Here is a 15470-nt window from a genome sequence, read left to right as displayed (position 1 = left end):
GAGACCAACCACTATCAACCCTTGATACCTATGACCTCTCATCGAATTGTGATCCTTTCTGATATCCACGGGATCCTGGCCTCCCTTAATACTGCCCTGGGCGAAATTTTACGTGACCCACCGGACGAGATCATCGTCTCCGGCGATTTCGTCGGTGGCCCTCAAAGCCACGAAACCCTTACCCGCCTGAGAGAACTCAACTGCCATTTCATTCTGGGTAATGGCGAGATCCGTATGCTGCAAATGCACAATCGGACAGCCCCGGAAGCCTGGTGGACCTATCGCCAGTTTGACCTGGGCCGTTTTATTTTCAACCAGCTGACCGAAGATGACCTGACCTTCATCTCCACCCTTCCCGAGCAGCTTCATCTCAAATTCAATGGCGCAGACCCGATCCGAGTGGTGCATGCCACCCCCTGGAGCACCAGCCAGCTGATGTACCCGGACCGCGACCCCGATCTGCTTCAGCGAGCGTTGGATGCCATCGAAGAACAGGTGCTGATCCTCGGGCATATCCACCAGCCGGGAATCTACCGGGTGAACGGGAAACTGGCGGTGAATGCCGGCGCGCTCAGCAATAACCTGATGGGGAGATCCCAGATCAGTTATGCCAGTCTGGAATGGGAAGGCGATGCCTGGCAGCCCACCATTCACACCCTCCAGCCGGACTATGAGGCAATTAAATCGTCCTTTGTGGAGACCGGCTTTTATGAAGCCGCCTATCCCTTCAGCCGGGCCTTTTGGGAAAGTATCCAAACTGGTGAAGATACGCCATACTTCCTGATCGAATCCGCGTTCAATCGTGCCAAAGCGGCAAGCTTGGCGGAAATTGATTTCGTCCCGGATGAGCATTGGCTGGCCGCGGGAGAAGAATTTCCCTGGAAGTTGGATTTTTAAATCAATTCACAAACAATTTCGTAGGTCATGTGCCGCGGCTTTGCCGCGCACGTGACTTTTAATCTGCGTTTTGGTGGGTCGGCGACCCACCCTACTGGAAGCTGGAATTATTGAGCCATTTGGTGCGCTCAACCGCGGAGCGCACCCTACATATCCTTGAGGGGAAGCTGTCTGCGGAGCAGACTGATGAGGTGGAGATACCTCTCCAAAAAAGGGCGGGCACAACTCCCACAGGAGGCAGGCAGACCCGCCCCAACGGGAAGCTGGAATATTGAGCCATTTGGTGCGCTCAACCGCGGAGCGCACCCTACAAAATAAAAAGTCACGTGCGCTGTGCGGCACGTTATATACAATCCCCAATTCACCTACTCACCGATTTTATTAACATTCTATTATAAAGCCCTCCAGGTAGTACCCTTTCGGATAAAATTTGGTAGAATCAGTTCAGACCCTGGAAAAGAAAATGAAAAGGCCTGTAAAGGCCTCCGTATCGTTTGAAGTTGTCTGGGTCTCCAACTTCCCCCTGGATTCACTTCAAGAAAACACGCTTGACTCAATCCAGATTACTATTTAAGGCAATACCAAATAAATTAAGGAGGTAAGCCGTGGCTGGAATTGATAATTTCACCCCCAAAGCTCGTCAAGTCCTCAGCCTGGCTCAAAAGGAGGCTGAGCGCTTACGCAAGCCCCAGATCAGCACCGAACATTTACTGATTGCGTTGATTGATATGGATGGCAGCGTTGCCAGTCGTGTCTTACGAGAATTAGGACTGGAATCAGAAAACGTCAAAGAGGTTATCGAAAAAGAGATCGGCTTTGGCGATTATACAGGTCAGATCACCCTCTCCCCCGGGATGAAACAGGTGATCCCATATGCCTATGATGAAGCTCGCCAAAAAGGCAAACAGGAAGTCGGCACAGAGCATTTGCTGCTGGGTCTGATCCGCCTGAGCAACTGCGAAGCCATGAACATCCTTGGCAAGCTTGGCGTCACCCCGGAACAGATCCGCAAACAGATCGATCGGGTCCTGCGGGAGACACAGCAGCCCGAATCCAAGGCATCCCTTGCCGGTCGGACCGGTTCACGCCGTCGGAAATCGGAAAAGAAAGACGAAGAAAAAACCCCGCTGGTGGATCAACTCGCCACAGACCTGACCGCCCTGGCAGAAGAGGGCAAACTGGACCCAGTGATCGGCCGCCAGAAGGAAATCGAGCGCGTGATCCAGATCCTGGCCCGCCGCACGAAGAATAACCCCGCCCTGATCGGTGAACCCGGCGTGGGTAAGACCGCTATTGTGGAAGGTCTGGCCCAACGGATCGTCGAAGGCGATGTCCCCGCTCCATTATTAAATAAACGCCTGCTCCAATTGGATGTGGGCTCACTGGTCGCCGGCACGATGTACCGCGGCCAATTTGAGGAACGCCTCAAACGGGTGATTGACGAGCTCAAATCCTCCGATGCGATCCTGTTCATAGACGAATTGCACATGCTGGTGGGTGCCGGTTCCGCCGGTTCCTCCGTGGACGCCGCCAACATCCTCAAGCCCGCCCTCTCACGGGGTGAGCTGCAGGTGGTCGGTGCAACCACCCTGGACGAGTATCGCAAGAACATCGAAAGTGATGCCGCCCTCGAGCGCCGGTTCCAGCCTATCGTGGTGGAAGAACCCTCCGTGGAAGAGACCATTCAAATCCTGCATGGGATCCGCTCCGCCTATGAAGACCACCACCGGCTGACCATTGAAGATGAAGCCCTCGAATCCGCGGCCAAGCTCTCTGCTCGCTATGTGAGCGACCGGTTCCTGCCCGACAAGGCCATCGACCTGGTCGATGAATCAGCCTCCCGCGTGCGGATGTATAAGAGCCCAACCTCATTTGATGCCAAAGAAATCATCACCACCCTGCGGGATAGCCGCAAAGCGCTTGAAGAAGCCAAAGATGAAGAACAATTTGACCGGGTTGAAGAACTGCAAAATCAGATTGACGACCTTGAAAGTCAGATTGAAAAAATGCGGACCGTTTGGGATCGCAGCAACAGCCCTCACGTTACCTCCGAAGATATTGCCGAGCTGATCTCAATGTGGACTGGTGTGCCTCTGATGCAGCTCAAGACGGAAGAATCTGCTCGCCTGCTAAATATGGAAGGCAGCCTGAGAGACCACATCATCGGTCAGGATGAAGCCATCGAGACCATTTCAAAGGCCATTCGTCGGGCGCGAGCTGGGTTGAAAGACCCCAACCGCCCAGTTGGTTCCTTCATATTCCTTGGTCCCACCGGGGTCGGCAAGACCGAACTGACCAAAGCCCTGGCAAAGTTCATGTTTGGCAGCGAAGAAGCGCTGATCCAACTGGATATGTCCGAGTTCATGGAACGTCACAGCGTCAGCCGCCTGGTTGGCGCTCCTCCCGGCTATGTTGGCTATGAAGAAGCAGGCCAGCTCACCGAAGCGATCCGCCGCCGCCCCTACTCGATCGTCGTCTTTGATGAGATCGAAAAAGCCCATCCTGAAGCACATAACATGTTGCTGCAGATCATGGAAGAAGGCCATCTCACCGATGCCCGGGGCCACAAGGTGGATTTCCGTAACGCGATCATCATCATGACCACCAACGTGGGCGCCGATATGATCCAGCGTCAATCCAACTTCGGCTTCTCGCTGACCGTGGATGAAGCCCAGGAAGAAGCGCAATCCTACAAGGAAATGCGCAAGAAGCTGACCGATGCGCTCAAACGCACCTTCCGGCCCGAGTTTATCAACCGGCTGGATTCGGTGATCATCTTCCGCTCATTGAATAAGGAAGACATCCATAAGATCGTCAAGCTCGAACTTGATAAAGTCAATTCCCGTCTGGAAGAGAATAATATCCAACTGCGGGCCAGTGAAGCCGCTTTGGACCTACTGGCGGATGAGGGCTATAACCCAGAGATGGGTGCCCGCCCGCTTCGCCGGGTGATCCAGCAAAATGTGGAAGATACACTCTCCGATGCCTTGCTTGCCAACACCTTCAAAGAGGGTGAGAACATCCTGGTGGATGTGGAAACCGTTATGGAGGACGGCACAGAAGTGAAGAAGATCGTCCTGAAGAACGATAAAAATGGCGATCACCAGGAGCAACCCGATCTAGCTACCGTGGAGCTCTAATCCATGGCAAAGGCCAAGACCCGTTACGTCTGTCAGGAATGCGGCCGAACCGCACCTAAAGCGCTGGGTCGCTGTCCGCAATGCGGTGCATGGGACAGCATGGTCGAAGAGATCGTTGTAGATGAATCCAAATCCGCCCTGAGTCAGGTTCTGCCTGGCCTGGGCGGATTTTCAACGCCCAAACGCCTTAACGAAATTGATGGGGACAGTGAAGAACGCATCTCGGTGCCGATCGAGGAATTTTCCCGTGTGCTGGGCGGCGGTGTCGTACCTGGCTCCATTGTGCTGATTGGCGGTGACCCCGGGATCGGAAAGTCCACCCTGATGCTGCAAATGACCATGCAGATGGCGGGTGGCAACACGGTACTCTATGTTTCCGGTGAGGAATCCGAGCGCCAGATCAAAATGCGCGCCCTGCGGTTATTACGGGGTGAGCAAGGCCAATCCGGAGAACTCCCCGATGCCCTATACCTGGTCACCGAAACCAACCTCGATATGATCCTCCAGCATGTGCAGGCTATCCGGCCCCGCCTGCTGGTGGTCGATTCCATCCAAACCATCTACCGACCGGACCTGGAATCCAGCGCCGGGTCGGTTTCGCAGGTGCGGGAAAGCGCCTCCAAGCTGCGTGAGCTGGCCAAGACCTCCGGCATTGCCGTTTTCGTGATCGGCCATGTCACCAAACAGGGCGTGATCGCCGGACCGCGGGTACTGGAACATATTGTGGATACTGTGCTCTATTTGGAAGGTGACCACTTCCAGGCCTACCGCCTGCTGCGATCGGTCAAGAACCGCTTTGGTGCAACTTCCGAAGTGGGCGTATTTGAGATGCACGAGCGCGGCATGATCGAAGTCTCCAACCCTTCGGAGGCTTTCCTGGCAGAGCGGATGACCAACGCTCCCGGCTCAGCCATCGCGGTCACCATGGAAGGCACCCGTCCCCTGCTGGTGGAAATCCAGGGACTGACCAGCCACACCAATTTCGGCAATCCCCGCCGGACAGCCAACGGAATCGACTTCAACCGCTTGCTGCTTATCTCGGCTGTGCTCTCCCGGCGGCTCAATCTGCGTCTTTCGGAGCAGGATATCTTTGCCAATGTGGTCGGCGGCCTGCGGATTGACGAACCCGCCGCAGACCTGGCTGTAGCCGCATCCATCGCCTCTTCCCTGTGGGATAAGCCCGTCCAAGCGGACCTGGTGCTGATTGGCGAGTTGGGTCTTTCCGGTGAACTGCGCATGGTCGGCCAGATCAATGCCCGATTGCGAGAAGCTGCCAGCCTGGGGTTCAAAACCGCCATCGTCCCCCACCGCTTACATAATAAAGAGCGTTGGCCGGATGGCATTGAAGTGCAGGAAGCCCGCTCACTGAAAGAAGCACTGAAACTGGCCCTAGTGCAATAACCTGTCAAACGCCCCGATTCACAATCAATCCCGTTTATAATAAAACTCAGCCCAAGCGCATCATTTTGACCGCTGGGCCATGACCTTATTGAAAGAAAAGGACAAATTATGAGTGATTCCATTCTGGACCTGAAACCCATTTCCCGTGTCCGGCGCAACCACGGCCTCGAACATGCTACGATGCATATCCTGGGCGAAAAATTCCCCAGTGTCGCCCTGGCCGGATATTCCGACCCAGCCGGATTCACGATTGTCGGCAATGTGACCACAGAAGACGTCGCGGAAGCCGCCATTGAAGCCCTCAAGAAATTGCGCAACGGAGAGGCCCAGCTGGCCACCCATAAGAATTGCGGCACCAATTTCGTCGTTGCCGGGACCTTCGCCGGGCTGGCCGCCTGGTTAGGCTCCCTGGGCGCGGGGAAAGAATTCAAAAAGAAGCTCTCCCGCCTGCCCCTGATGATGCTTCTGGCGAGCATTGCCCTGGTGGTGACCCAACCGCTGGGCCCCATCGTCCAAAAACAGATCACAACCTCCGGTGATCCCGAGGGCCTGGAATTGGTCCGGGTGGAAACCGCTTTCCGGGCCGGTCAGCGGCTGCACCGGGTGATCACGGAAGGTTAAGGCATTTCAAATGGCCAGCGATAAGCCCACTGTTTACATCCTGCGCGGTGATGACCGGGAACAGATCGAGTCCCGGTTGAATGATTTCAGCGCGCGCCTGGGCGAACCGGACATGGCCGAGATGAACACCTCCCACTTGGAGGGCAAATCAACCTCACTGAACGACCTGCGGTCAGCTTCCCTGGCAATACCCTTCCTGACAGAGCGCCGCCTGGTCATTGTGGAAGAGGCGATTCAGCCCTTTGCGGGTCGCGGTAAGGAAAAGGACCGAGAAGCTTTCCTTGCCTTACTCGAATCCCTGCCGACCACCACCGCCCTGGTGCTGGTTATCCCCGATTCGAAAAAATATAGTAAAGGCTCATTTAAGTGGGAAACGCTCAAAGAGAACCACTGGCTGATCAAGTGGACCGGCCAACACACCGACCAGGCGATGATCCTGGATTGCGCCCTGCCCACTGATGCGGAAATGAACCTGTGGGTGCGGGCCAAAGCCGCAGAACTTGGCGGCAGCCTGACCCCCGCAGCCGTGAGCATGCTGGTGGAATATGTCGGCAATAACACCCAACGCGCCGTCCAGGAGATCACCAAGCTCCTGACCTATGTTAATTACGCCCGTCCAGTTGATGACGATGATGTCATTAGATTGACCGCCCAGGAGCATCAGGCCAGCATCTTCGATATGGTAGATGCCATCGGCGACCGGGATGGTCAGGAAGCTGTGAAGACCCTGCATATCCTGCTGGAGGACAGCGACCCTCTGCCCCTTTTCGGGATGATCGTCCGTCAGTTTCGTTTATTGCTCCAGGCCAGGGAAATCCTCGATTCCGGTGGCAGCCAGACGGAGATTGCCCAGCAGCTCAAACAGCACCCCTACGTTGCCAAAAAGATTGCCGGCCAGGCCCGTCACTTCAGCCTGCCTGACCTCGAATCGATCTATCACCAGCTGTTGAAAATTGACTTGGATGGCAAATCCGGCGGAATGGATGTCGGGCTGGCACTGGATATTCTGATTGCCCGGCTGGCCGGATAAGGAGAAAAAATGCACGGTCTGGTCACCCTATTGCCTGAACCCTTTTATGCCCAGGTGGAAACCCTCTGGGAAGGTCTGGAGGAAAACTTCGGGCTGAAGGGTATCCGCGTCACCCCTTATCCCCATTTCTCCTGGAACATTGCTGAAGAATACGAACGCCCCGCGATGGATTGGGCTCTGGCTGAGACCGCTCTGGAAACGCCGATTTTCAAAGTGCAGACCGATGGCATTGGCCTCTTCCCGGCACCGGTGCCTGTCCTTTTCATCAAGGTATTGCGAAACCCCATTCTGGATGCCCTGCATAAACAGCTTTGGGAACGCCTACTGCCTATCAGCACGGACTTGAGCCCCTATTACAATGCGGAAAACTGGCAGCCCCACATCAGCCTGGCCTACGGCGACTTGACATCGGAACAACTCCCCGACGTGCGTGCCTGGCTGGAGGCGCAGGAGTCCTATCAGTGGGAAATGGACGTCAATAACATCTGCTACATCCATGAACCGGGGGGTCAGGTGGGCGAGTTGCAGTTGAATGTGCTGCTGCAAGGACTGGAAGAGTTGTAGTTTTCTGTTTATCCCCTTTTTTATAAAACGTTTTTCACGGATATAGCTTTATCACGTACATTGTACGATAAGTGACCTATTTGAATCCGTAGGGTGGGTTCTGTTCTTGAACCCACCACTCATTTCCTAATCACTCAAATCCTCTCGGCCGGCTGGTAAATTGGTGCGCTCAACTTCGGAGCGCACCCTACAAATCTTTGTCACGTGCGCTTCGCGGCACATGACCTACATTCAATTAAGGCTTCCCCTCGCCCTCAAAGAGGACTTCGTCGCTGCACTCCTTGATGGGAAGCTGTCTGCGGAGCAGACTGATGAGGTGAAATTTTCTCTCATCCAGCGATCACGTGAGGGGGCGGGCACAGAGACCCGCCCCTACGGCAAATCTATCTAATTACATTCTGATATGGTGGCACTTTCCCCCTCATCCACCGTTCCACGACACCACCCCCCTTCATTGGTATAATATGGGGGCTATGAAACCACAAATGGATATAAATGACCAAATTGGGACCGGCTGGGGGGCATTATTATGAGTCTGGATTTCCGAATCGCCACGCTTAATATCAGCGGCGGTGAAAAGACCTATGAGCCTATCCCCAATGACACCATTCAAGCCCGTCAGGATGCCCTGATGCTGCTGATCAAACAAATGAATGCCGATGTGCTCTGCCTGCAGGAAGTTGCCCAATATGTGGACGCTGACGGTGCAACCCACAGCCCATTGGAAGCCATTAATGAAGCCGGTGACTACACCGCCTCCCATTATGGCAAGACTGTCTCGATGGAAGCTCATCTGCAGGTGAAGAAAGACATCATGGTCAGGGGAATCTTCAATGACTGGTGGAACTGGTCCAAGGGCAACACCATCCATGCACGCACCCCCTTCTCCCGCCTGGGAGATCTCGAAAAGGGTGGCGTGCCCCGGAACATTCCGCTCTATATGCCACCCTCCTATGAAGGCACCCGCGACACCGAACCACGCTTCGCCCTCCTCGGAAGGTTGAAAGTGCCGCCCTTCCCCTTCATCACCTCGCTGCACCTGACCACACTGGTCGGTGAGCGCAATCCGAAATCCTCCCGCAAGAAGATCGAACAATCCCACCTGATGCGCTACGAGCAAGTTCAGCGGATTCTTGACCTGGTGCGGGTACATATTCTCGAAAGGGAACAACCTCTGATCCTGGCAGGTGATTTCAACGCCTTCAAGGATGAATTCGGAATCAAGCAACTACTGAAATCTGAGCAAGGGTTCATCCGCCTGGTACCTGATATTGAAGGACCGACCCACCCTGGGCTGAAAGAGGCCATTGACCATATCTTTTTCTACCCCCGTGAGCGGCTGATCGACTATTCCTGCCGGATCGAAACGAGTGAGCTGGCGAAACGGGCCTCCGATCACCTGCCAGTGGTGGCGGATTTGCAGATAAAATAAGACAATTCAAGAAGCTGACCTGAAAGTGACCTTTCAGGACAGTTTTCTTTTTGAAAGACCATTGAACGAGAAAGATAGGAGTGTGCCAGAATATGGCAAACAATCAAAAACGGAAATACTTTGGAACCGACGGGGTGCGCGGCCACGTGGGGCAATCCCCGATGGTGCCCGAGTTTGCGACCCGGCTGGGCTATGCAGCCGGGGTCGTCCTTTCACAGACCACCTCCCACCCCACCTTCGTGATCGGTCGTGACACCCGCGGTTCAGGCCAGATGCTGCAAAGTGCACTCACTGCCGGGCTGCTGGCCGGCGGCGCTACGGTGATTGACCTGGGTGTGATCACCACACCTGGCGTGGCCTTCATGATCGGCAAGATCAACGCCACCGCCGGGGTCGTGATCTCTGCATCCCATAACCCCGTGAATGAAAACGGGATCAAGTTCTTCAACGCCGAAGGACACAAACTCAACCCTGAGATCGAATTGGCAATTGAAGCCCTGCTGGATGCCCCCCTGGACCTTAGCGAGGCGGAAGCCCGGCATTTCGGACGCCAAATTGATGGCAATGACCTGCGGGAGCTTTATGTTGAGGACCTGGTAGGCGAACACCCTGACCTGGACCTTTCCGGCATCAAACTGGCTTTGGATTGCGCTAATGGTGCAGCCTCCTGGTATGCCCCGGAGGTGTTTTCCCGCCTGGGTGCGGACGTCGTTGTGATCAACGCCTCGCCCACCGGCGCAAACATCAACGAACTGGCTGGTTCCGAACACGTCCGCCGCGAGCCGCAGAACCTGACCGACCTGATCCATGCCCACCAGGCTAATTTTGGGATCGTCTTCGATGGCGATGCCGACCGGGTGATCTTCGTAGATGAAGCGGGTAACTTAGTGGATGGCGATCATATGCTGGCGATCCTGGCCGATGACCTGAAATCTCAGGGACGCCTGTTGGGCGATACCGTTGTCAGCACGACCATGCGCAACGGCGCCCTGGTCAATTACTTCGCCGATCGGGAGATTAAGTTCATAGAGACCCCCGTGGGCGATAAATATGTGATGGCTGAACTGCAGCAGTTGATGGACGAAGAACCCGAACCCGGCAAAGTTGGGCTGGGCGGCGAGCAATCGGGGCATGTCATTCTGATGGATGAAACCCATGCCACTGGTGACGGCATCCGGTCTGCTATCTATTTGATCCGGGCCTTCCTTGCCAGCAGCGCGGAGACCCTCGCCAGCCTGGCCGAGAGCATCCATAAATATCCCCAGGTGATCGCTTCCGCCCGCGTGGCCGAGAAGCTCGATCTGGAAACCCTGTCTGAAGTTCAGGCGATAAAACAACAAATCCAGACCGAACTTGTCGGGCTGACTCGCCTGAACCTGCGCTTTTCCGGCACAGAGCCTAAAGTCCGCCTGATGCTGGAAGCCGACACCCGCCACACCGAGACGGAGCTGGCCCAGCAAGCCTTTGCGCTTTGCGAAGCCGTCCAATCCGCCACCGGCACCCCCGAAGGCAGCTTCCTGGAAGTGCTCAATGTGACCCGCGGCGGCCTGGTCAAACGGGACAACTAAACCCGCACCTGTCAGGTAAAATGACACTCACACGAACCTTTGGAAACCCAAGGAGAACTTTATGACCTCTCTCTCACCGAAATTAGACACACTGGAGATCCCGGAATTCGGCGCAAAATTTAACGCACTTAACCGGGCTTTGATTATCGCTGAAGACAAAACAAGCTGGGAACCCGCCATCGCGAACATGCAGGCCTTCTTAGATGTGCTGGATGAGAAACTGCTCTCATATCCTGAGCTGCTGGCCCAGGATCATGCCAATTCCTCACGGGCCTTCAGCATGCTGCTGACCCTGATCGCAATCGGCACCCAATATAGGCTGGAACAGTTCAAGCCCAAAGATGAGGTCGGCACCCATAAACGCGCCATCATCGACCAGGAATATATCCCCGCCACCGGAAAGCTCCGGCAATGTGCCATCGCCCTGGCGAAGAAATATCTGGCCGCCCCGGTTTTTGACAGTCTGCGGGAAGCCATCAACTACGAAATTCTCCCCCTGCTGGACAGCATGGACTTCGAACTGGACCCTGACCGCTGGATGCCTTTCCGCGTGGTCCAGATCGCCAATATCTATGAGCGGCTTTACAGTTTCCGCCTCCGGACCCTCGATCCCCGCCTGGTGGGTGACCATCACACGCTGGGCCTGTTGCGGATGATCTATGACCGCAAGTACCTGCGCTTTGGCACCTCCGGTGTGCGCGGCCGCTGGGACGCCGACTTCACCGAACGCCGGGCGCGCCAGGTGGTGCAAGCCGTTTGTGACTTCCTGAATGACACCGATGTGCCCGATTTTGTGGGCCACGAAAACCTGGCCGGTAAACGGATCGTGATCGGTTACGACACCCGCCGGAATGCCGACCGGGTGGCGGAATGGACTGCGGAGGTCTGCCTGGCAAATGGCTTCCCAGTGGACTTCGCCAGCCGTGACACCCCCACACCCGCCGTGGTCTACTACCTGACGGATTACCTCCCCGCGGAAGAAGTCGCCGGGCTGCTGATCTGCACGGCCAGCCACAACCCGCCCGAGTGGCAGGGGATCAAGTTTAACCCCCGCCTGGGCTACCCCGCCCCCTCCAATGTGACCGACTACTTAGCTTTCCACATCAACGAACTTCAGCTTGTGGATGCCTGTGCCCGAACCGCCGACCTGGTGGATGCCCGGGAACGCGGTCTGCTGCGCGGCTTTGACCCGCTGGATAATTACGTCAGCTGGCTCAAAAAGAACGGCAAGGGTAATGCCCGCATTCCGATTGATTTCGACCGCATCCGCAAGTTCTTTGCCGATAAGCAGATCGTGATCGATGAATTTCACGGCTCTGGACGGGGATATATGACCCGTTTGGCCGGGGAAGCCGGGGTGCGCTATACCGTGATTCATGCCGAACGCGACCCCAACCTGACTGGCCTGGACTATGCCAACCCGGAAGAACCCTTCATCAACCCCCTCAAGGCCAAAGTCAAGGAACTGGACGCTGACCTGGGGATGGGGATGGATACCGACGCTGACCGATTCGGCATTGTGGATAAGGGCGGCGTTTATTTCCGTCCTAACCAGATCCTCCCAATGCTGATCCGGTATCTCGGTATCGAGCGCGGGCTGACCGGCCGGGTGATCGCCACCCAGACCGGCTCCCCATTGATCGAGATCCTGGCCGGAAAGATCAAGAATAACGAAGAGAACAAACCGGCGGAAGGCGCGCTGCCAGGCTATGTCAGCCATCCCTTCTACCATATCAAAATCGGCACAAGGGAAGACCGAGTGCTCAAGAATGCCTTCCTGGTGCCGGTGGGGATCAAATACATCGAAGAAATCCGCCGCACCGACCGGGCCTACCAGTCCGAGAAGGTGCTCCCACCTAACTGGCGGGACCGCGTCCTGATCGGCGGGGAGGAATCCTCCGGGCTGACCACCCGCGGCCACCTGACCGACAAGGACGGCCCCTGGGCCAATCTGCTCATCATGGATATGCTGGCCTATTTTGGCACCCGCGAGGAAAACCCGCTGACCACCATCTCCGCCATCTGGGAAGACACAGTCAAGATGGACGGCCTGTGGAAATCCTACGGCAGTTCACCCGATGACCCCACCTCCAATACCGGCCGCACCGACGTGGACGCCCCTCTGGAGGCCAAAGAAGCCTTCATCAGCTATTACCTTGACCTGCCCAAAGAGGAAACGCACCCTGAAGTCGCCGGCATGGACCTGGCTTACCTGGGCGGCATCCGCTATGACGTCGCCGAGATGCAGCTGCAGGATAAGAACGGCGATGACCGCTACCAGCTGCGGGTGCGCGCTTCCGGCACGGAGCCGATCAACCGCATCTATGTGGAAAGCGTTGATCCCCGCCAGGGACGCGTCATCATGGACGCTGCGCTGGCCCGGCTGGAAAACCTGACCATCGTTGAGATCCGCCAAGCTCACTCATCCTGGCGGCTGGTCGATATCCTGACCCAGACCCGCCTGACCGAGAAGACCCGCCAGGCCGTGATTGAGACCATTCAATCCAAAGACTGGGCCCTGGCTGATGTTTGTGATAAACTGGTGCAGTACATGCAGATTTTGGAAAACCGCAACCGCAAGATCGCCCAAAAGTGGCTGGATGCGCTGAAATAATTACTACGGGACCTTCGTCCCCACTAAAAAACCCCGGACTGTCTCTCCGGGGTTTTATGTTTTAATTGTAGAAGAGGGGATTAGCTTGCCTGCAAAGAGATGGATCAGTGAGGAACCGTTGATCTCACAGACTCGGAAAATAATCCTAAGTACTATACAACAATATAATTAATAAGCGGGTATAATCCTGTTTAGTTCATCGATCTCATATCGGTTGATGAATTAGCAGACGATCAGAGTTGCAACTCTGGTCGTTTGCGCTTATACACCACCCCAATGAAAACTCATTAACCCCTTATAGTAAATATCAACACCCTATTTGTTCCAAAGTGTTAAACAAATAGGATGTTCTTCAAGGGTATTTCGATTTTAAAATAAGTTATCATTCAGCCTTTCAAAACATCGTTATTACTTTACATAATACGACTTAAGTCATATTATTTATCTAATTAGTGGGTTATAGTAGGATTGAAAATTAATGTTCTGAAAAAGGAGTGTTCATGTCATCAGAGATGTTCTGCTATCAATGTCAAGAAACCTTTAATAACAAAGGCTGCGTCACCCGGGGAATGTGTGGAAAGACCGCTGAAGTTGCCAATCTTCAGGATTTGTTGGTCTATCTCTTGAAAGGTATTTCTTTTTGGGGAACACGCGGTCGGTCTATGGACGTGATCCATGAAGAGACCAACCTATTTGTTGCAGAAGGTTTATTCGCCACGATAACCAATGCCAATTTTGATGAGCAGCGGATGGCGTCTTTGATCCGCGAAGCCGTAGAGCGGCGCGAGTCCCTTCGAAAAAATGCCCAACAACGGTGCCATGAACTGCATAACAAGCCATGCACTGGCACTGGCCCCGATTGGGCTTCCTGGACACCTACCGATTTTACTGTAGAGGTTTTATCGGAAAAAGCATCGCAGGTGGGTGTTATGGGTGATGCGGGCGTCAATGAGGATGTTCGGTCATTGCGCGAATTGATCACCTATGGACTGAAAGGGATTGCGGCGTACGTAGATCATGCTTATGTATTGGGAGCCAAAGATCCTGAGGTACTCCATTTCATCCAGGAAATGCTTGAAGCGACAACAAATAATGGTCTGACTGTTGCTGAACTAACCGGACTGGTCCTTAAAACAGGCGAAATGGGCCTGCGGACAATGGAGCTGTTGGATAGAGCCAATACCGGCGCTTATGGTCATCCGGAGCCCACCCAAGTCTACCTAGGTGTGAAACCCGGCCCCGGTATTCTGGTGAGCGGCCATGATCTGTTGGATCTGGAAGAATTACTTCAACAGAGCGAGGGAACGGGCGTAAATGTTTATACGCATGGCGAAATGCTTCCGGCACATGCATACCCCCATTTTAAAAAATATGAGCATTTTGTTGGCAATTATGGCGGTTCCTGGTGGCAGCAACGTGAGGAATTTGATAAATTTGGCGGTCCAATATTGATGACCACAAATTGCATTGTGCGTCCTAAAACTGAATATACTGAGCGCTTCTTTACCACAGGCATGGCAGGCTATCCCGGTTGTACCCATATTCCAGATCGAAAGCCTGGTGATCAAAAGGATTTTTCTGAAATTATTGCCCTGGCAAAAACCTGCCCTGAACCAGAGCCTTTGGAAGATCAAACCATCACCACTGGCTTTGCTCATCAGACGGTATTGGCAAATGCAGAAACCATTATTGACGCTATCCAAAAAGGCGCTATCAAACGTTTTGTGGTGATGGGTGGTTGTGATGGACGCCAAAAATCACGCCAATATTTCACCGACGTTGCAGAAGCGCTGCCAGAAAATACAGTGATCCTCACAGCTGGTTGTGCCAAATATCGCTACAACAAACTGAACTTGGGGAATATTGGTGGCATTCCAAGAGTACTGGATGCTGGTCAATGCAATGATTCCTATTCGTTAATCAAGACCGCCCAAGCCCTGGCTGGCGCTCTTAACGTGGATGATGTGAATGACCTCCCGATTTCCTATGATATTGCCTGGTATGAGCAGAAAGCTGTGATTGTGCTCCTTGCTCTGCTGCACTTAGGGATTCGCAAGATCAGGCTTGGCCCTACACTGCCGGCATTCCTCTCACCCAATGTTGGATCAGTTCTTGTCAAGCAGTTTGATCTTAAACCAATCGACAGCGTAGAAAACGATGTTCCCGCAATGATGGCTGGGAATTAATTGATTAATAAAAAATA

General features: G+C 54.4%; 11 protein-coding genes. All 11 read left to right on the top strand.

What is annotated here, in order from left to right; all coding sequences use genetic code 11:
• The first annotated feature begins 30 nt into the window (after positions 1 to 30).
• The 11 genes from JR338_09955 (at position 31) to hcp (ending at position 15453) form a co-directional block, all read left to right on the top strand.
• A complete protein-coding gene (locus JR338_09955) occupies positions 31 to 897 on the top strand; it encodes a metallophosphoesterase family protein (GenBank protein QRN82734.1) in 867 nt (288 codons plus the stop codon).
• 605 nt (positions 898 to 1502) lie between these two features.
• Complete coding sequence (locus tag JR338_09950; GenBank protein ID QRN82733.1) at positions 1503 to 4037, top strand: ATP-dependent Clp protease ATP-binding subunit; 2535 nt, start codon at positions 1503 to 1505, stop codon at positions 4035 to 4037.
• Positions 4038 to 4040: 3 nt separating this feature from the next.
• Positions 4041 to 5438, top strand: coding sequence for a DNA repair protein RadA (gene radA, locus JR338_09945; GenBank protein QRN82732.1), 1398 nt, complete (start codon positions 4041 to 4043; stop codon positions 5436 to 5438).
• A gap of 108 nt (positions 5439 to 5546) precedes the next feature.
• A complete protein-coding gene (locus JR338_09940) occupies positions 5547 to 6059 on the top strand; it encodes a hypothetical protein (GenBank protein ID QRN82731.1) in 513 nt (170 codons plus the stop codon).
• Between the two features lie 10 nt (positions 6060 to 6069).
• A complete protein-coding gene (gene holA / locus JR338_09935) occupies positions 6070 to 7089 on the top strand; it encodes a DNA polymerase III subunit delta (GenBank protein ID QRN82730.1) in 1020 nt (339 codons plus the stop codon).
• Positions 7090 to 7098: 9 nt separating this feature from the next.
• Positions 7099 to 7653 (top strand): 2'-5' RNA ligase family protein, encoded by a 555-nt coding sequence (locus tag JR338_09930; GenBank protein ID QRN82729.1) that lies wholly within the window; start codon positions 7099 to 7101, stop codon positions 7651 to 7653.
• Positions 7654 to 7873: 220 nt separating this feature from the next.
• Positions 7874 to 8044 (top strand): hypothetical protein, encoded by a 171-nt coding sequence (locus tag JR338_09925; GenBank protein QRN82728.1) that lies wholly within the window; start codon positions 7874 to 7876, stop codon positions 8042 to 8044.
• Positions 8045 to 8182: 138 nt separating this feature from the next.
• Positions 8183 to 9085 (top strand): endonuclease/exonuclease/phosphatase family protein, encoded by a 903-nt coding sequence (locus JR338_09920; protein QRN82727.1) that lies wholly within the window; start codon positions 8183 to 8185, stop codon positions 9083 to 9085.
• Positions 9086 to 9177: 92 nt separating this feature from the next.
• Complete coding sequence (gene glmM, locus JR338_09915) at positions 9178 to 10653, top strand: phosphoglucosamine mutase (GenBank protein QRN82726.1); 1476 nt, start codon at positions 9178 to 9180, stop codon at positions 10651 to 10653.
• Positions 10654 to 10714: 61 nt separating this feature from the next.
• On the top strand, positions 10715 to 13267 hold the full coding sequence (locus JR338_09910; protein QRN82725.1) for a hypothetical protein: 2553 nt from the start codon (positions 10715 to 10717) through the stop codon (positions 13265 to 13267).
• Positions 13268 to 13779: 512 nt separating this feature from the next.
• Complete coding sequence (gene hcp, locus JR338_09905) at positions 13780 to 15453, top strand: hydroxylamine reductase (protein ID QRN84414.1); 1674 nt, start codon at positions 13780 to 13782, stop codon at positions 15451 to 15453.
• Positions 15454 to 15470: the final 17 nt, after the last annotated feature.

The organism is Chloroflexota bacterium, from assembly GCA_016887485.1.
GTDB lineage: Bacteria > Chloroflexota > Anaerolineae > Anaerolineales > Anaerolineaceae > Brevifilum.
Note: the sequence above shows the minus strand (reverse complement) of the source record. Positions and strands in the feature narration are given on the sequence as shown.